The 17555-nt window shown below is 66.1% G+C and carries 15 protein-coding genes; 11 read left to right on the forward strand and 4 right to left on the reverse strand.

Annotated elements, in window-relative coordinates; all coding sequences use genetic code 11:
- Positions 1-3: 3 nt before the first annotated feature.
- Positions 4-909 (reverse strand): LysR family transcriptional regulator, encoded by a 906-nt coding sequence (locus tag SPO_RS09515; RefSeq protein ID WP_044028211.1) that lies wholly within the window; start codon positions 907-909, stop codon positions 4-6.
- A 171-nt stretch (positions 910-1080) separates the two neighbouring features.
- Between SPO_RS09515 and SPO_RS09520 the strand changes: the two genes are divergently transcribed.
- From SPO_RS09520 to SPO_RS09570, 11 genes are all read left to right on the forward strand, one after another.
- Positions 1081-4500, forward strand: a complete 3420-nt coding sequence (locus tag SPO_RS09520) for an indolepyruvate ferredoxin oxidoreductase family protein (protein ID WP_011047606.1) — start codon at positions 1081-1083, stop codon at positions 4498-4500.
- Positions 4501-4580: 80 nt separating this feature from the next.
- A complete protein-coding gene (locus SPO_RS09525) occupies positions 4581-5459 on the forward strand; it encodes a lysophospholipid acyltransferase family protein (protein WP_011047607.1) in 879 nt (292 codons plus the stop codon).
- An 8-nt stretch (positions 5460-5467) separates the two neighbouring features.
- The gene (murI, locus tag SPO_RS09530) at positions 5468-6277 is read left to right on the forward strand and encodes a glutamate racemase (protein ID WP_011047608.1); all 810 of its coding nucleotides are present in this window, start codon (positions 5468-5470) and stop codon (positions 6275-6277) included.
- A 90-nt stretch (positions 6278-6367) separates the two neighbouring features.
- Complete coding sequence (gene argC, locus SPO_RS09535; RefSeq protein WP_011047609.1) at positions 6368-7396, forward strand: N-acetyl-gamma-glutamyl-phosphate reductase; 1029 nt, start codon at positions 6368-6370, stop codon at positions 7394-7396.
- Positions 7397-7403: 7 nt separating this feature from the next.
- Positions 7404-7847 carry a cytochrome c maturation protein CcmE gene (gene ccmE, locus SPO_RS09540; RefSeq protein ID WP_011047610.1) on the forward strand — a complete coding sequence of 148 codons (444 nt, stop codon included), beginning with the start codon at positions 7404-7406 and terminating at the stop codon, positions 7845-7847.
- Between the two features lie 145 nt (positions 7848-7992).
- Positions 7993-8604 carry a holin-associated N-acetylmuramidase gene (locus tag SPO_RS09545; RefSeq protein WP_011047611.1) on the forward strand — a complete coding sequence of 204 codons (612 nt, stop codon included), beginning with the start codon at positions 7993-7995 and terminating at the stop codon, positions 8602-8604.
- Complete coding sequence (locus tag SPO_RS09550; protein WP_193385778.1) at positions 8595-9173, forward strand: holin family protein; 579 nt, start codon at positions 8595-8597, stop codon at positions 9171-9173. The genes SPO_RS09545 and SPO_RS09550 overlap by 10 nt, the downstream gene beginning before the upstream one ends.
- Positions 9174-9248: 75 nt before the next feature.
- On the forward strand, positions 9249-11213 hold the full coding sequence (locus tag SPO_RS09555) for a heme lyase CcmF/NrfE family subunit (RefSeq protein ID WP_011047613.1): 1965 nt from the start codon (positions 9249-9251) through the stop codon (positions 11211-11213).
- Positions 11210-11662, forward strand: a complete 453-nt coding sequence (locus SPO_RS09560; RefSeq protein WP_011047614.1) for a cytochrome c-type biogenesis protein — start codon at positions 11210-11212, stop codon at positions 11660-11662. Before SPO_RS09555 ends, SPO_RS09560 begins: the two co-directional genes overlap by 4 nt.
- Positions 11663-11738: 76 nt before the next feature.
- Positions 11739-12515, forward strand: a complete 777-nt coding sequence (locus SPO_RS09565) for an enoyl-CoA hydratase-related protein (RefSeq protein ID WP_011047615.1) — start codon at positions 11739-11741, stop codon at positions 12513-12515.
- 49 nt (positions 12516-12564) lie between these two features.
- Positions 12565-14118, forward strand: coding sequence for a trypsin-like peptidase domain-containing protein (locus tag SPO_RS09570; protein ID WP_011047616.1), 1554 nt, complete (start codon positions 12565-12567; stop codon positions 14116-14118).
- A gap of 9 nt (positions 14119-14127) precedes the next feature.
- On the opposite strand, the gene bmt is transcribed toward SPO_RS09570, so the two are convergent.
- The 3 genes from bmt to SPO_RS09585 all read right to left on the reverse strand — a co-directional run bounded on the left by bmt (position 14128) and on the right by SPO_RS09585 (position 17502).
- Positions 14128-15147 (reverse strand): betaine--homocysteine S-methyltransferase, encoded by a 1020-nt coding sequence (bmt, locus tag SPO_RS09575; RefSeq protein WP_011047617.1) that lies wholly within the window; start codon positions 15145-15147, stop codon positions 14128-14130.
- Between the two features lie 60 nt (positions 15148-15207).
- On the reverse strand, positions 15208-17064 hold the full coding sequence (locus SPO_RS09580; RefSeq protein WP_044028214.1) for a phosphatidylglycerol lysyltransferase domain-containing protein: 1857 nt from the start codon (positions 17062-17064) through the stop codon (positions 15208-15210).
- Between the two features lie 120 nt (positions 17065-17184).
- Positions 17185-17502, reverse strand: a complete 318-nt coding sequence (locus tag SPO_RS09585; protein ID WP_011047619.1) for a DUF1476 domain-containing protein — start codon at positions 17500-17502, stop codon at positions 17185-17187.
- Positions 17503-17555: the final 53 nt, after the last annotated feature.

The raw sequence follows: 17555 nt of genomic DNA on the forward strand, positions 1-17555 counted from the left end.
AACCTAGAGAATCCCCAGTTCTCGCAACTGCTTGCGATGCGCGATGATCTCTTCCTGGACGAAATCGCGGAAGGCGGCGACCCGCTGGGAATGGCGCAGCTCCTCGGGGTAGGCCAGATAGACCGGCACCAGCGCCGATTTGATGTCGGGCAGCACGTGGATCAGATCGGGGAAATCCTGGGTCACGTAATCGGGCAGCACGCCGATGCCCAGATTGTGCAGTACGCCCTGCAGCACACCGAAGTAGTTGTTTACCGTCAGCAGGGACGAGGGGTTATAGGCCAGCAGGTGCTGAACCAGCACGGCGCTGGCACCGACCTGGGCGGCGCTGATGTTCTGACAGATCAGGCGATGGGCGCTGATATCGCTGATATCCTGCGGGGTGCCGGCAGAATCGAGATAGGCGCGGGTGGCATAGAGCTTCATCTCGACGGTCATCAGCCGTTTGCGGATCAGGTCGGCCTGACTGGGCTCTTTCATGCGGATGGCAACGTCGGCCTCGCGCATGGGCAGGTCGAGCACGCGCTCCTCGAGCATCAGATCGACCTTGAGGTCGGGGTATTTCTGGTAGAGCGCGGCCAGGCGCGGCGCCAGCCACAAGGTGCCAAAGCCGAAGGTGGTGGTGACGCGCAACTCGCCGAACACCTCTTCCTCGCTGTCACGGATGCGGGCGGCGGCGGCATCCAGACGTTTGGCCATGGATTTGGTGGCATCGAACAGAAGCTCGCCCTGTTCGGTCAGAATCAGGCCGCGGGCGTGGCGGTGGAACAGGGTCGCGTTCAGCGATTCCTCAAGCGCGCGGATCTGCCGGCTGACCGCCGATTGCGACAGGTTCAGCCGGTCGCCCGCATGGGTCAGGCTGCCCGCATCGGCAACCGCGTGAAATATTCGAAGCTTGTCCCAGTCCATATCCGCAACTTTCTTTACGCGCCCGATCACCTATATGAAACACATGACAAATTCCACAAGGAACGGTGTATAACCGCGCGTAGAGGCGAAAAAACCACCTATGCAGGTCAGTAGTTATGACCTATGTTCAGGCATCATTTACAAGCCGATCCGGCGCAGGGGAGACGTCTGATGAGCCAACCCAAACTCACGCTAAACGACAAGTTCGATCTGGAGAAGAGCCCGGTTCTGCTGAATGGCACCCAGGCCCTGGTTCGCCTGATGTTGATGCAGAAAGCGCGCGATGCCGCCGCCGGATTGAACACTGCCGGTCTGGTCACCGGCTATCGCGGCTCGCCGCTGGGCGCGGTCGACCTGCAGATGAGCCGGGCGAAGAAGCAGCTGAACGCGTCCGACGTCACTTTTCAGTTCGGTCTGAACGAGGATCTGGCGGCCACCGCGCTGTGGGGCAGCCAGCAGGCGGGGCTGCGCGGCGATGGTAAGTACGATGGCGTCTTTGGCCTGTGGTACGGCAAGGGCCCGGGGGTGGACCGTTCGGGCGACGTGATGCGCCATGCGAACATGGCGGGCACCGCCACGCATGGCGGTGTGCTGATGGCGATGGGCGACGATCACACCGGCGAAAGTTCGACCGTGCTGCACCAGTCGGAATGGGCGCTGGTCGATGCCTATATGCCGGTGGTCAGCCCCGCGGGCGTACAGGAGATCCTCGATTACGGCATCTACGGCTATGCGCTCAGCCGGTTTTCCGGCCTTTGGGTGGGACTCAAGACCATGAAGGACACGATCGAGGTGACCTCGGTCGTGGATGGCCGGCCCGACCGGATGCAGGTGGTGATCCCAGAATTCGACATGCCCGAGGGCGGGCTGAACATCCGTCTGGGCGACACCCCGCATCTGCAAGAAGGGCGGATCATCGACTACAAACGATTTGCCGCCGAGGCGTTCAGCCGCGCCAACCGGATGGACAAGCGCGTCTGGGGCAAGCCGGGCGCCAAGATCGGCATCGTCGCGGCGGGCAAGAACTGGCTCGACCTGGTGCATGCGATGTCGCTGTTGAACATCGACGAGAATGAGGCGGAGCGGCTGGGCATCACCACCTACAAGGTCGGCCAGACCTTTCCGCTGGATATGCAGAGCTTTCACGACTGGGCCGAGGATCTGGACCTGGTGGTGATCGTCGAGGAAAAGCGCAAGCTGATCGAGGTGCAGGTCAAGGAGGCGATCTTTGACGACCGTCAGGGCCGCCGCGTCTATGGCTGGTACAAGGGCGGCGCCGGGGCGCTGCATCGCGACGAGCTGTTCCCGACCCGGGGGGCGCTGGACCCGATCCTGATCGCCGAGAAGCTGGGCGGCATCCTGATCGAAGAGGGGCGCGAGACCGATGGTATCCGTGCCGGCCTGAATGCGCTGGCCGATGCCCGGCGTAATGACAACGCGCAGGAGATCGCCTCGCGCCTGCCGTATTTCTGCTCGGGCTGCCCGCATAACAGCTCGACCAAGGTGCCTGATGGCAGCCGTGCCTATGCCGGGATCGGCTGTCACTATATGGTGCAGTGGATGGACCGGAACACCCAGGGGTTCACCCATATGGGCGGCGAGGGGGCCAACTGGATCGGCGAGGCGCCGTTTTCCAAGACCAAGCACGTGTTCCAGAACCTGGGAGACGGTACCTATAACCACTCGGGCGTACAGGCGATCCGCGCCGCCTTGGCGGCTGGCACCAACATCACCTACAAGATCCTGTTCAACGACGCGGTCGCAATGACCGGCGGGCAAGAGAACGAGGGCGATCTCAGCGCGCCGCGCATCGTGGCGGAGCTAAAGGCGATGGGCGTCAAGGAGCTGGCCGTCGTCTATGACGACAAGGAGGATGTGGACCGGTCGCAGTTCCCGTCGGGCATCCCGTTCCACGAGCGCGCCGAGCTGATGCAGGTGCAAAAGCGGTTCCGCGAGATCGCGGGCGTCAGTGCCATCGTCTATATCCAGACCTGCGCCGCCGAAAAGCGCCGCCGCCGCAAGCGTGGCACCTTCCCCGATCCCGACAAGCGCGCCTTTATCAACACCGATATCTGCGAGGGGTGCGGCGATTGCGGGGTGCAGTCGAACTGTGTCTCGATCGTGCCCAAGGAAACCGAACTGGGCCGCAAACGCGCGATCGATCAATCCTCGTGCAACAAGGATTTCTCTTGCGTCAAAGGGTTCTGCCCGTCCTTCGTGACCGTGCAGGGCGCCAAGATCCGCAAGGAGGCCACCGCCGAGATCGACCTGCCGGACCTGCCGATGCCGGACCTTCCCGCCATCACCGGCACCCATAACGTGGTGATCACCGGTGTCGGTGGCACCGGGGTGGTGACCATTGGTGCTGTGCTGGCGCAGGCCGCCCAGATCGACGGCAAGGGCGCGGGCATGATGGAAATGGCGGGTCTGGCGCAAAAGGGCGGTGCCGTACATATCCATTGCCGCATTGCCAACCGGCCCGAGGATATCAGCGCCATCCGCGTCGCCACCGGCGAGGCGCATGCGCTGATCGGCGGTGACCTTGTGGTCAGTGCCGGTGCCAAGACACTGGGCCTGACCCGCACCGGCACCACCGGCGCTGTGGTCAACAGCCACGAGATCATCACCGGCGATTTCACCCGCAACACCGAATTCACCATCCCCGCCGACCGGCTGAGCCTGGCGCTGGAGGCGCGGCTGAAAGAGCGGCTCGACCTGTTCGATGCGTCCGAACTGGCGCGCGCGGTGATGGGCGATTCGATCTATTCCAACATGATGGTGTTCGGCGCCGCCTGGCAGCGCGGGCTGCTGCCGGTCAGCCACGAGGCCATCATGCAGGCGATCGAGCTGAACGGTGCCGCGGTTGAACGCAACAAGCGCGCGTTCGACATCGGCCGCTGGGCGGTGCTGCACCCGGACGAGGCCACGCGCCTGATCCGGCCCGGCGTGGTCGAACTGTCGAAATCGCCCGAGGACAAGATCGCCTATCGCGCCGAACATCTGACCGCCTATCAGGGCGCGCGTCTGGCCAAGCGCTATCGCAAGCTGGTGGACGGGATCGAGGACGGCGATCTGCGGATGGCGGTGGCCGAAGGCTATCACAAGCTGTTGTCCTACAAGGATGAATACGAGGTGGCGCGCCTGTTGCTCGACAGCCGCGACAAGGCCGCGGCCGAATTCGATGGCGATCTGAAGCTGACCCTGCATCTGGCACCGCCGATCCTGGGCGGAAAGGATGCCGATGGTCGCCCGAAAAAGCGCGAGTTTTCCGAGCGCTGGCTGGGTCTCTTCAAGTTGCTGGCGCGGATGAAGGGGCTGCGCGGCACGCCGCTGGACCTGTTCGGCTATACCGCCGAGCGCAAGATGGAGCGGGCCCTGATCCGGCAGTATGAAAAGGACCTGCGCGAGGTGCTGCCCAGACTCGACACCCGCACCCGTGAGGCCATCGTGGCGCTGGCGCGTCTGCCGCTGGATATTCGCGGCTTTGGTCCGGTGAAAATGGCGAACGAGGCCAAGGCCGCCAAACGGCGCGAGGAGCTTTTGGCGGTAATTCGCCAAGGCGGGCCGGCCCTGGCGAAGGCGGCGGAATAACGCGTCATTTGTCTGTTACAGGCTCTATGCAAAATCCAGGACTGCCCCTATTTCAGGGGCAGTTTTTTTCGGAGCCGTTCATGACCGCACAGCGCCATATCGCCCGCGATATCAGCTATGCCCATTCCGCCGCCACCAAGGGGGGGCGGGTGGTGATCCGCCTGATGGAGAACACCACCGGCCGACTGAACCTCATCCGGCGCGCGCAAGGATACGAGCAGGAAGTCGCCCGGGGCCGCGATTTCTGGGCGGTGATGGTGGAACGATACGGCCTGACGTTGGATGTGGTGGGTGGCGCGCTGAGCAACATCCCGCAGGACGGCCCGCTGATCCTGATCGCCAATCATCCTTACGGCATCCTCGACGGGCTGATGATGGGCCATATCCTGGCGCAGACGCGGGGCGATTTCCGCATCATGGCGCATCGGGTGTTCCGCAAGGCCGAGGATATCAACCGGATCATCCTGCCGATCTCGTTCGACGAGACCCGCGAGGCGGTGCAGCTGAACCTGGACACCCGTCGTCAGGCGCTGAGCTATCTGGGGCAGGGTGGTGCGATCGGCATCTTTCCTGGCGGCACCGTCTCGACCGCGCTGCACCCGTTCTCGCATCCGATGGATCCGGGCTGGCGCGGGTTCACGGCCCGGATGGTGGCGAAATCCAATGCGGTGGTGGTGCCGGTGTTCTTTGACGGTCATACCAGCCGCCTGTTCCAGATCGCCAGCCACCTGCATTCGACCCTGCGCATGGGCCTGTTGCTCAAGGAATTCCGCAAGCGGATGGATACGCCGGTGCGGGTGGTGGTGGGCCAGCCGATCGGGCGCGACATTCTGGACCCCTTGGCCCGGGACACGCGCAAGATGATGGATTTTCTGCGCAAGGCGACGTATGAGCTGTCTCCGACGCCGCTCAAGTCCTATGACTACGGCTATGAATTCGAGGAACGGCATCGCGCCTGAAGGGACAGATGGCAGTAGGGATATTCGATTCGGGCCTGGGTGGCCTCACCGTGCTGGAAGCCGCACAGAAACGGTTGCCGGAGGTAGAGTTCCTCTACTATGCCGACAGCGCCCATGCACCTTATGGGGTGCGCACGCCCGATGATATCTTTCAACTGACCCGGGCGGCGGTGCATGACCTGTGGAACCGGGGCTGCGACCTGGTGATCCTGGCCTGCAACACCGCCAGCGCCGCCGCGCTGCGCCGGATGCAGGAAGAAGGCGTGCCGCCGGGCAAGCGGGTGCTGGGCGTCTTCGTGCCGCTGATCGAGGCGCTGACCGAGCGGCAATGGGGCGACAACAGCCCCCCGCGCGAGGTGGAGGTCAAGAACGTCGCCCTGTTCGCAACGCCCGCAACCGTGGCCAGCCGCGCGTTTCAGCGCGAACTGGCCTTTCGTGCCATCGGTGTGGATGTCGAGGCACAGGCCTGCGGCGGGGTGGTCGATGCCATCGAAGAGGGCGACCTGATTCTGGCCGAGGCGCTGGTGCGCAGCCATGTGGACGCGCTGAAACGCAAGATGCCCTATCCGCAGGCGGCCATCCTGGGCTGCACCCATTATCCGCTGATGGAACCGATCTTTCAGGACGCGCTGGGCCCCGATGTGCGGGTGTTCAGCCAGGGCAATCTGGTGGCCGACAGCCTGGCCGACTACCTGGAGCGTCATCCGAATATGCGCGGAAGCGGCGCGGCGGGGTATCTGACCACCGGCAAGCCCGCCACCGTCAGCAATCGCGCGACCCAGTTCCTGCGACGACAGATCACCTTTGCCGCCGCCTGACTTCGGTCAAGGCGCGCGCGGCCTCACCGTTCTATGCCCCATGCGGGGCAGTCGCGATGCGACGAAACCACAGTTGAGAAGAGGTCTGACATGACCCACAAGATCGCAATTCTGGGTGCCAGCGGTTACACCGGTGCCGAACTGGTGCGGCTGATCGCCGAACATCCGAACATGGAAATTGTCGCCCTGTCGGGCGAGCGCAAGGCCGGGCAGAGCATGGCCGAGGTGTTCCCGCATTTGCGTCACCTGGACCTGCCCGTGCTGTGCAAGATCGACGAGATCGACTTTGCCGGGGTTGACCTGTGCTTTTGCGCCCTGCCGCACAAGACCAGCCAGGAGGTGATCCGCGCGCTGCCCGCAACGCTCAAGATCGTCGATCTGAGCGCCGATTTCCGGCTGCGCGACCCCGAGGCCTATCGCACATGGTATGGCAACGAACATGTGGCGCTGGAGCAGCAGGCAGAGGCGGTTTATGGCCTGACCGAGTTTTACCGTGACCAGATCCGCACCGCGCGGCTGGTGGCAGGAACCGGCTGCAACGCGGCCACCGGGCAATATGTGCTGCGGCCGCTGATCGCCGCCGGTGTCATCGACCTGGACGAGATCATCCTCGATCTGAAATGCGCGGTGTCCGGCGCGGGGCGCAGCCTGAAAGAGAACCTGCTGCACGCCGAGTTGAGCGAGGGCGCCAATGCCTATGCGGTGGGCGGCACCCACCGGCATCTGGGTGAGTTCGACCAGGAATTCTCGGCGCTGGCCGGGCGCCCGGTGCAGGTGCAGTTCACCCCGCATCTGATCCCCGCGAACAGGGGCATCCTGGCCACCACCTATGTGCGCGGCGATGCGCAAACCGTGTTTCAGACGCTGGCGGCTGCCTATGCGGACGAGCCCTTTGTGCATGTGCTGCCCTTTGGCGAGACACCCTCGACCCATCATGTGCGCGGCTCGAACCATTGCCATATCGGGGTGACGGGTGATCGTATCGCGGGGCGGGCCATCGTGATCGCGGCGCTGGATAACCTGACAAAAGGTAGCAGTGGTCAGGCCTTGCAGAACGCAAACCTGATGTTAGGTGAAACAGAGACCACCGGGCTGACCATGGCCCCGCTATTCCCGTGAGGACAAGATGAAATCGCTTAAGAAACAACGACGTATCCAGGTGATCATACTGGCCACTGTCGCTCTGGTTCTGGCGACGGGTCTGATCGGATACGCGATGCGCGACGGCATCAACTTTTTCCGGGCGCCCAGCGATATCATCGCCGAACCGCCGCAGCCCAGCGAGACCTTTCGCATCGGCGGGCTGGTCGAGGACGGCACCCTGGTGCGGGGTCAGGGCGAGACCGTGCGCTTTTCGGTGACCGATGGCGGCGCCAGCGTGCCGGTGGTCTTTACCGGCGTGCTGCCCGATCTCTTTGCCGAGAACCAGGGCATGATCGGCACCGGGCGCTACGTGAACGGTGTCTTCGAAGCCTCGGAAATCCTTGCCAAACATGACGAGACCTATATGCCGAAAGAGGTCATGGACGCGCTCAAGGAGCAGGGTGTCTATCAGGCGCCCGAGAGCTGACGCCAAAAGCTGAAAAGGCGCCTCCGGCGGGAGCATTCAAAGCGGAATGAAGACGGGGGCGTTGCGCAAGCGGCGCCCTTTGCACTTGCGTGGGTTTAACCCTTTTGCGGCCTCATCAGGGCGGTTCTGATGGAGGTCGAGACCAATGCAGACGGTACGACAGATCGCCCAGGAGATCGTGGCGCGAGAGGGCGGGTTCGTGAACGATCCCGACGATCCGGGCGGGGCGACCAATTTCGGGGTGACGATCCACACGATGCGGCGGCTGGGCATGGATATAACCGGCGACGGCGCGGTGGATGTGGCCGATGTGCGGGCGCTGAGCCGGGAGCAGGCGGTCGAGATATTCCTGACCCACTACTATGCCCGCCCACGGATCGGCGAAATGCCCGAGGCGGTGCAGGCCTCGCTCTTCGACATGTATGTCAACGCGGGCGGCAATGCGGTCAAGATCCTGCAACGGCTGCTTCGCGACATGGGCTATGAGGTGTCGGTGGATGGGGCAATCGGGCCGCAGACCCTGCGCGCGGCGCAGGATGCGGCAACGCCCCGACCCGAGGCGCTGCGCGATGCCTATGGGGTGGCGCGGCGCAACTATTACTTTCGACTCGCCGACCGGCGCCCGGCCAGCCGCAAATACGCCCGCACGCGAGCGGGCGGCAAGGGCGGCTGGATCAAGCGGGCCGAGGAATTCATGGCGCCTGAGTACCGCCTGAGCGATGCAGAGTTTCAGCGGAGGGTTTCGGGATGGGACTGATCGGCGATTTGCTGGGAATGCTGTTTGGCGGTGGCCGCAACGCGGTGCGCGAAACGGTCGAGGTGTTCCGCGAGAATGCCGAGGCCGGGGCGGCGCGCGCGACCCAGGTACAGATGGGCGCGCTGGACCAGTTCGCGGCGGAATTCGCGCAGCGCCGGCGTGGCTGGTTCGACCGGTTCATGGACGGGCTGAACCGGCTGCCGCGCCCGGCACTGGCGCTGGGGACGCTGGGCCTCTTTATCGCGGCGATGGCCGATCCGATCTGGTTTGGGGAACGGATGCAGGGCCTGGCGCTGGTGCCCGAACCGCTGTGGTGGCTGCTGGGCGTCATCGTGTCCTTCTATTTCGGCGCCCGCCACCAGGCCAAGACTCAGGATTTCCAGCGCGATCTGGCCGCCACCATGGCCCGCGTGCCACAGGCGGTCGAGAACATCCGCGCCCTGCGCGCCCTGCGCCATGACAGCCCCGGCGTTGCCGATGCCGGACCCGATGCGCGCCTGGCGCTGGCAGCGGCGGCCCCCGAGGAAAACCCCGCGCTGGAGGACTGGCGCCGCCTGAAACGGGCCTGATGGCGCGACACTATGCGCCGCCGATCCCGGCGAAAGGGATTGGCGGTGCGTGGGCCGGGGTCTATATCTCGGGTCATGATTACGGAACTCGGTCACTTCGCCCTCATCCTCGCCTTCATGGTCGCCATCGTGCAAATGGTCGTGCCCTTGATCGGAGCCCATAAACGCTGGCCCGGCTGGATGGCCCTGGCCGAACCGGCGGCAGGGGCGCAATTCCTGCTCACCGCCTTTGCCTTTGCCGCGCTGGTCTGGGCCTTTGTGACCTCGGATTTCTCGCTGCGGCTGGTGGTGTTGAACAGCCATTCGGCCAAGCCGATGCTGTACAAGATCAGCGGCACATGGGGCAATCACGAGGGGTCCATGCTGCTCTGGGTGCTGATCGTCACCCTGTTTGGCGCCATGGCGGCCTGGTTTGGCGGCGGTCTGCCGCCGACGCTCAAGGCCCGCGTGCTGGCGGTGCAATCGGCGATTGCGGTGGCGTTCTTCGCCTTCATCCTGTTTACCTCGAACCCGTTCCTGCGGCTGGCGGTGCCGCCCTTTGACGGGCAGGACCTGAACCCGCTGTTGCAGGATCCGGGCCTCGCGTTCCATCCGCCGTTCCTCTATCTCGGCTATGTGGGCCTGAGCATGGCGTTTTCCTTTGCCGTGGCTGCCCTGATCGAGGGGCGCGTCGATGCCGCCTGGGGCCGCTGGGTGCGGCCCTGGACGCTTGCGGCCTGGATTTTCCTGACCATCGGGATCGCGCTGGGCTCGTGGTGGGCCTATTACGAGCTGGGTTGGGGCGGGTTCTGGTTCTGGGATCCGGTGGAAAATGCCAGTTTCATGCCCTGGCTGCTGGCCGCCGCCTTGCTGCATTCGGCCATCGTGGTGGAAAAGCGCGAGGCGTTGAAAAGCTGGACCATCCTGCTGGCGATCCTTGCCTTCGGCTTCTCGCTTATCGGGACGTTCATCGTGCGCTCGGGCTTGCTGACCAGCGTGCATGCCTTTGCCAATGACCCTGAGCGCGGCGTGTTCATCCTGATTATCCTCGGCCTTTTTACCGGCGGCGCGCTGACACTGTTCGCCGCGCGCGCGCAGGCGATGGAGGCCAAGGGCGTCTTTTCCATGGTCAGCCGGGAAAGCGCGCTGGTGCTCAACAATATCCTGCTGGCGGTGTCGGCCTTTGTGGTGTTCTTCGGAACGCTCTGGCCGATCCTGGCCGAGATGTTCTTTGACCGCAAACTCTCGGTCGGGGCGCCGTTCTTCAACGCGGCCTTCACACCGTTCATGGTGGCGCTGGGGGTGGTGTTGCCGCTGGGCGCCATGCTGCCGTGGAAACGCGGCAAGCTGGGCCGGGTGGCGCACAGCCTGCGCTATGCCTTTGTGCTGGCGCTGGCGCTGGCGATCCTGGTCTGGGTCATGCAGACCGGGCGCAGCGCGCTGGGTCCGGTGGGTCTGTTCCTGGGGGCCTGGATCACCTTTGGCGCTATTGTCGATCTGTGGTCGCGCACCGGGCGCAGTGGCAGCGTGGCGCGGCTGTTCCGTCTGCCGCGCGCCGACTGGGGCAAGGCGGTGGCCCATTCCGGTCTGGGTGTCACCATGTTCGCGATTGCCGGGCTGATGGCCTGGGAGGTCGAGGATATCCGCGTCGCCCGTCTCGGCGAACCTTTCGAGGTGGGCGGGTTCACCCTGACGCTCGACGGGGTCGAGCGCGTGCAGGGGCCCAACTATATCTCGACCATGGGCAGTGTCCGCCTGGAACAGGCGGGTCGGGCCATCGACACGCTGCACCCCGAAAAGCGCGACTATCCGGTTGCGCGCATGCCCACCACAGAGGCGGCGATCGACTATCGCATTCTGCGCGATGTCTATGTTGTGATCGGCGACCAGCAGGACGACGGCGGCTGGACCATACGGACCTATATCAAGCCCTTTGCCAACTGGATCTGGGGCGGCTGTATCCTGATGGCGCTTGGCGGCGCGCTCAGCCTCAGCGACCGGCGCTTCCGGGTGGCGGCGGGTGCGCGCAAGGCACCGGCCGGCGGGGTGCCCGCGGAATGAAACGCCTGATCCTGATCCTGTCGCTGATCGCGTCCCCGCTCTGGGCGGTGCAGCCTGACGAGGTGCTGGACGATCCCGCGCTCGAATCCCGCGCCCGCAGTCTGAGCGAGGGGCTGCGCTGTCTGGTCTGCCGCAACGAGAGCATCGACGAATCCAATGCCGAGCTGGCGCGTGACCTGCGTCTGCTGTTGCGCGAACGGCTGGTGGCGGGGGACAGCGACGAACAGGCTGTAGCCTATATCGTCGACCGCTACGGCGAATATGTGCTGCTGAAACCCACTGCCACCGGGGCCAACTGGCTGTTGTGGCTGGCCGGTCCCCTGATGCTGCTGGCGGCGGCGGGCATGGGCTGGGGGTTTGTGCGTGGGCGCGCCACGGCGGCGCCCGCGACCGAGACCGCGCTCAACCCCGAAGAGCAGGAGCGCCTGCGCCGAATTCTGGAAGAGTGACGCGCGGTTTCCCTTTCCCCGCGCGTCAACTTGCGCCAGTTTGCGGCGCAACAGCATCCAACCGGGGGTCTCTCGCATGCAATATGACACCATCTCTCTGGACATCGCCGACGGTCTGGCGGTTCTGACGCTGAACCGACCCGACAAGATGAACGCGCTGACCAGCCGGATGCGGGCCGAGATCACCCATGCGATGAAGGCCGCCGCCCGCGAGGCGCGCGCCATCGTGCTGACCGGGGCGGGGCGGGCCTTCTGCACCGGCCAGGATCTGGGCGATGCGGGCAGCTCGGGCAAGATCGACCTGGAGCGCACCCTGCGCGACGAATACAATCCCATGCTCGAGGCGATCTATGATTGCCCGGTGCCCACCATTGCGGCGGTGAACGGGCCTGCGGCAGGGGCGGGGGCCAATCTGGCGCTGTGTGCCGATGTGGTGATCGCAACCGAAAGCGCCTATTTCCTGCAGGCCTTTGCCCGCATCGGCCTGATGCCCGATGCCGGCGGCACCTGGTTCCTGCCACGCCAGATGGGTCTGGCCAAGGCGATGGGCGCAGCACTGTTCGCCGACAAGATCGACGCCCGTCAGGCCGAGGCCTGGGGCATGATCTGGGAGGCGGTGCCCGACGCCGAATTCGACGCCCAATGGCGCAAGCGCGCCGCCTATCTGGCCAATGGCCCCACCGCCGCCTTTGCCAATATCAAGAAGGCGATCCGGGGCAGCTATGGCACCGCGCTGCCCGACCAGCTGGCGGCCGAGGCGCATCTGCAGGGTGAATGCGGCCGCAGCCGCGATTTTCAGGAAGGCGTCGTTGCCTTCATGGAAAAACGCGCCGCCAAGTTTGAAGGCCGGTGAGCGCAAGCCCGATTGACAACTACGCCCCGGGGCTGGGCATCATGGTGACATGAGCGTGCCCAGCCATAGCCCCGACGCGGCCGTCCTGGAACACCTGACCGGGCGGAGCAGGGGGCTGTACTCCTGGATCACCTCGGATCAGGTGGCGCTGCTGCTGGATCGCGACGGTTTGTTGCGGGTGCAGGCGCCGGGCGATCTGGATGTCGAGGGCGAGCTGATCGCGCGGGTGCGCCGGCAAGAGGGTGTCTTTCACCTGATCACCGCGCCGGGCGCCCGGGTCTGGGTCAACCGCCAGCCGGTCGAGGCTGCCGATCTGACCCATGGCGACGTGATCGAGTTCGGCGAACAGGGCCCGCTGTCGCGCCTGCGCATCTATGACGAGCGCCGCCGCCCGCATCCCACCCTGGTCGAGATGCTGAGCGATGCGCTCAGCTATCTGCGCACCAGCCGCCGCCCCCTGCTGGCCCGTCTGCCACGCGCGGCGGGGCTGTTCCTGGGTCGGTTCCTGGGCAACGGCGCGCTGATGTTTCGCGGGCTGGTCCTGCTTGGCCTCGTGGCGCTGGCGGCTCTGGCGATCTGGCAGATCCGCGCCGACCGCGCCCTGCGCGCGCAATATGAAAGCGGCCGCTTTCAGGTCGAGGCGTTGGCCTCGGCCCTGGCCGAGGCGCGGCGCGAGGCGATCCGGCCCGGCGATCTGGACGCGCTGCAGGACGAGATCGGCATCCGCCTGCAACTGAATGCCGAGCGGCTCGACACGCTCGAGGAACGCTCGAGCGCCGCGACACGGGTGATCTCGACCGCCGCCGGATCGGTGGCCTTCATCCAGGGGGGCTATGGGTTGCGCCATCGAGACAGCGGTCAGATGCTGCGCCATGTGCTGGGCGCGGGCGGCAACCGCCTGATGCTGCCGAACGGTCAACCTATGCTCTCGCTCGAGGGCGACGGGCCGGTGGCCGAGGTGCAATATACCGGCACCGGATTTGTGCTGGCCGAGACCGGGCTGATCGCCACCAACCGCCATGTTGCCGTCCCGTGGGAGAAATCCGCCGCCATGGGATTTGGCGGAGACACGATGGAGCCGGTCTTTACGCGCTTCATCGCCTATTTCCCCGGCCGTGCCGACCCGATCGATCTGGTGGTGCGGGGCCTCAGTGACAGCGCCGATCTGGCACTGGTGGCGCCCGCTGCGCCAGTCGAGTTGCCACCGGGACTGCCGCTGGCCGAGGCCGCGCCGCCGCCGGGGCTCGAAGTGCTGGTGATGGGCTATCCGACCGGGCTGATGTCGATGCTGGCGCGCTCGGGCACCGGTTTCGTCGAGGAGCTGCGCGGTGCTGGCATCACCGGGTTCTGGGAGGTGGCGGCGCGGCTTGCGGGCGAGGGGCTGATCTGGCCGTTGGCCAGCCGGGGCATCGTGGGGCAGGTGACCCCTGCGCTGGTGACCTATGACGCCGAGACCACCCATGGCGGCAGCGGCGGGCCGGTGCTGACCCTGCGCGGTCAGGTTGTGGCGGTCAATACAGCCATCCTGCCGGATTTCGGCGGGTCCAACCTGGGCGTGCCGGTGGCGCGGCTGCGGGCGCTGCTGAACGCGCCCACAGACTAAGCGTCAGGCTCAGGCGCGGCGGCGGCGGCCACCGCGCGCGCGCCGTTCGGGGCCCGCATCGTCACCGGTGCCGTCCGAGGCAGAGGTGAAGGGGCCGATCTTGTCCACGATCTCCTCCAGCGTCGGGCGCTCGCCGCGCGGGGTGCTGTCCAGCGCCGCGCGCATCGCGGTCAGATGCGCGGGCATGGTGCCGCAGCAGCCGCCGATGATCTTTGCACCGGCATCGCGGGCCATGGTGGCATAGACGCCCATCAGCTCGGGCGTGCCATCGTAATGGATGTGACCATCGACATATTTCGGGATGCCGGCATTGCCCTTGGAAATGATCGCCCGTTCGGTGCCCTGCGCGACAAAGCCCAGCACCGTGCGCAGGATGTCCGAGGCGCCGGTGCCGCAATTGGCGCCAAAGGCCAACGGCGGGTTGGGCAGGGTCTCGACCAGCTGCGCCATATCGGCCGAGGTGACGCCCATCATGGTGCGCCCGGCAGTGTCGAAACTCATGGTGCCGCACCAGGGCATGCCGGCCAGCGCAAAGGCCTCGGCGGCGGCGCGGAACTCCTCGGGGGCGCTGATCGTTTCCAGCCACAGCACATCGACGCCACCCTCTTTCAGGCCCTCGGCCTGTTCGTGGAACATCTCGACCGCGGCGGCATGGCTGAGGCTGCCCACCGGTTCCATGATCTCGCCGGTGGGGCCGACCGATCCGGCCACGATCACCTTGCGTCCGGCGCGGTCGGCGACCTCGCGGCCCAGCTCGGCGCCGACTCTGTTCAGCTCGCGCACGCGGCCCTGGGCTTCATGCAGTTTCAGCCGCGCGGCGGTGCCGCCAAAGGTGTTGGTCAGGAACAGATCGCTGCCCGCCTGGACCGAACCCTGATACAGCGCGCGGATCTTGTCGGGCTCATCGGTGTTCCACAGCTCGGGCGCATCGCCCGATTGCAGACCCATGGCGAACAGGTTGGTGCCGGTGGCGCCATCGGCCAGCAGCACGTCATGGCTTGCCAGCATCTCGGCAAAAACGTTGGTCATGGTCTTGCGACTCCCCGATTGCGCGGCGCCCGCGCGGGCCCGCCTTGGCGCGCAGATGTGTCACGTTCCCGTGAGAGAGGCAAATTCAATCTCTTCATCAAGATCATGAGCCGGCTGTGCATCGGGGGCCGCCAGGGGCGGCGGGGCCTGCACGTGGCGGGCCAGATCGGCGGCGGCCAGCGCAATCGCGGTCCAGCCCGGAGCGGCCATATAGAGCGGCTGCCAGCGCGGTGCGAAACTGTCCTTGAACTGGCGCAGGCCGTCGAAGCGATGCCCCAACCGGCCGGCGGGCACTGCCGCCAGCGACAGCCGGGGCACCCGGGCGGCAGCAGTGGCGGCCAGCGCCGTGGCGACCAGGGCGTGCATGGTGCCCTCGGGCGCGTCGGGATGGGTGCGCATCAGGTCAAGGCACCATTCATCGCGGCTGCGGTGAAAGCTGACGAAGCCTTCGAGCCGGGCGCCGCGCCAGGCCAGGAACACCGCCTGCCGCGCCAGGTAATCGGGGGCGAAGCGGCCCATGGTCAGCCCCCAGGCGCGCCCGTTTGCCTCTTGCCAGAGACGGTCCACCGCCGCCATCTGCGTCAGCGGCAGGGTGCTGGCGCGGCGCACCGTCAGGCCCGCGCGCTCTGCCTGGCGCAGCTTGCGCCGCAACTGGCGGCGATGCGATCCCGCGATGGTGAAATCCGCCGGCACCAGCGTCGCCTCGTCCGAGACATGGCGCACCCGCCAGCCGGCGCGGCGGGCCGATACCGCGACCCGGGCCGAGCATTTATAGACCAGCGCGAACAGATTGCGCTGCGCCGCGCGGCGGGCCAGAAGGTAGAGATCGGGATGACGGCCGCCGCAGACCGGATCGAACAGCATGATCAGGCTCTGATCGGTCTCGACCACTGCCATGTCGGCAAATCCGCCACTCAGCACATAGCCGCGCGATTGCGTCACCACGGCGGTTTCCGCGCGCGGGCGCGCCGGTGGGTGATGATGGATGCGGCGCGGCAGGCGGTGTTGCCGCCCCAGGCGCAGATCGGGCGGCGACAGCAGCAGCGGCACCGCCGCCAGTGCCGGCAACGCCACATAGATCAGCCGATAGGCCAGCACCGCCGCCATCAGCTCAGCCCCCGGGATCGCGGGCAACAGAGCCAGCAACGTCAGTTCGAACGCGCCCAACCCGCCGGGCGCCCCCGACAGTAGCCCCGCTGCCAGGGCCAGCACATAGGCAGACATCAGCAGCGGCAGATCGGTCCAGGACAGCGCGGGCAGCAGCACCCACAGCACCGCCGCCGCAGCGGCCAGATCAAGCGCGGCCCAGCCCAGGATCGCCCCCAGCGCCCGCAGGCTGGGCAGGCGCAGCGTGAAGCGCCCCAGCCGCAGCCGTGGCAACAGGAACAGGACCAGGGTGATCGGCAGCAGCAGGGCCAGCCCGGCCACCCCGGTCTGCCGCAGCCCCGGCAACGGGGGCGCGATCAGGCACAGGGCCGAGGCCCAGAAAGCCAGCGCCAGCAGGAAGGTGATTGCGACAAATGTCGTCAGCCTGAGGGCCAGCGCCGGGGTCAGGTCGCCGATCATCCGCCAGCGCGCGAAACTGCCGCTGAGCACGCCGCACCCGACGAATTGCGAAAACCCGATGGCCGCCATGCCGCACAGGCGCGCCTGCCGCGCGGCCAGACCGGTGCGGAAGTGGCGGTGTGCCACCCCGTCATAGCGCCCCAGCGCCCAAAAGCTGACCGCCGTGGCCAGCAGTGCCGCCGCCAGCCGCCAGACCGGCAGGCCGGACAGGGCGGCGATCACCTCGCCGGGGGCGAGCAGCGCCAGACGGTCGGCCAGCAGCCAGACCAGCCAGAGGGTGAGGACAAGACTGCCAACGAGGCGCAGCATCAGGCCAGCCGGGCGGGGCAGCAGAGAAAGGGGTCGGGGCATGCGCGGTCCTATGGCAGTTGGCCAAAGACTAGCCGCGCATCCCTTTCCCAACAGTAAACCCGCAAGCAGAGGCTTGCGGGTTTGCTATCGGTTTGAAACAGTTGGAAAAACCTGCCGGGCTCAGCCCGCTTCGCCCATGATCTGGGCCTTGGCCTCGGGCAGCAGCTCGGCCATCTTGGCACGGATCGTGTCAGCATCGGCCAGCCCGTCCAGATCGGCCTCGACCTTGCGCACCACGTCCTCGTGGCCGGCCTCTTCGAAATCGGCGATCACGACGGTCTTGGCATAGGCGTCGGCCTCGTCGCCGGTCTTGCCCATCAGGCCGGCAGCCCACAGGCCCAGCATCTTGTTGCAGCGGGCCTGCGCCTTGAACTGCATTTCCTCGTCATGGGCGAACTTGGCTTCAAATGCGTGTTCGCGATCGTCGAAGGTGGTCATGGGTTGCGTCCCCTCAGTGAATTGTGCTCAGCTTCTGATATGCCGTTCGCGGG

The sequence above is a fragment of the Ruegeria pomeroyi DSS-3 genome (assembly GCF_000011965.2).
Lineage (GTDB): Bacteria > Pseudomonadota > Alphaproteobacteria > Rhodobacterales > Rhodobacteraceae > Ruegeria_B > Ruegeria_B pomeroyi.

What these genes read in the sequence shown, in the direction of transcription:
- SPO_RS09515 (WP_044028211.1), bottom strand. Translation starts at nt 909, where the DNA reads ATGGACTGGGACAAGCTTCGAATATTTCACGCGGTTGCCGATGCGGGC.
- SPO_RS09520 (WP_011047606.1), top strand. Translation starts at nt 1,081, where the DNA reads ATGAGCCAACCCAAACTCACGCTAAACGACAAGTTCGATCTGGAGAAG.
- SPO_RS09525 (WP_011047607.1), top strand. Translation starts at nt 4,581, where the DNA reads ATGACCGCACAGCGCCATATCGCCCGCGATATCAGCTATGCCCATTCC.
- murI (WP_011047608.1), top strand. Translation starts at nt 5,468, where the DNA reads ATGGCAGTAGGGATATTCGATTCGGGCCTGGGTGGCCTCACCGTGCTG.
- argC (WP_011047609.1), top strand. Translation starts at nt 6,368, where the DNA reads ATGACCCACAAGATCGCAATTCTGGGTGCCAGCGGTTACACCGGTGCC.
- ccmE (WP_011047610.1), top strand. Translation starts at nt 7,404, where the DNA reads ATGAAATCGCTTAAGAAACAACGACGTATCCAGGTGATCATACTGGCC.
- SPO_RS09545 (WP_011047611.1), top strand. Translation starts at nt 7,993, where the DNA reads ATGCAGACGGTACGACAGATCGCCCAGGAGATCGTGGCGCGAGAGGGC.
- SPO_RS09550 (WP_193385778.1), top strand. Translation starts at nt 8,595, where the DNA reads ATGGGACTGATCGGCGATTTGCTGGGAATGCTGTTTGGCGGTGGCCGC.
- SPO_RS09555 (WP_011047613.1), top strand. Translation starts at nt 9,249, where the DNA reads ATGATTACGGAACTCGGTCACTTCGCCCTCATCCTCGCCTTCATGGTC.
- SPO_RS09560 (WP_011047614.1), top strand. Translation starts at nt 11,210, where the DNA reads ATGAAACGCCTGATCCTGATCCTGTCGCTGATCGCGTCCCCGCTCTGG.
- SPO_RS09565 (WP_011047615.1), top strand. Translation starts at nt 11,739, where the DNA reads ATGCAATATGACACCATCTCTCTGGACATCGCCGACGGTCTGGCGGTT.
- SPO_RS09570 (WP_011047616.1), top strand. Translation starts at nt 12,565, where the DNA reads ATGAGCGTGCCCAGCCATAGCCCCGACGCGGCCGTCCTGGAACACCTG.
- bmt (WP_011047617.1), bottom strand. Translation starts at nt 15,147, where the DNA reads ATGACCAACGTTTTTGCCGAGATGCTGGCAAGCCATGACGTGCTGCTG.
- SPO_RS09580 (WP_044028214.1), bottom strand. Translation starts at nt 17,064, where the DNA reads ATGCCCCGACCCCTTTCTCTGCTGCCCCGCCCGGCTGGCCTGATGCTG.
- SPO_RS09585 (WP_011047619.1), bottom strand. Translation starts at nt 17,502, where the DNA reads ATGACCACCTTCGACGATCGCGAACACGCATTTGAAGCCAAGTTCGCC.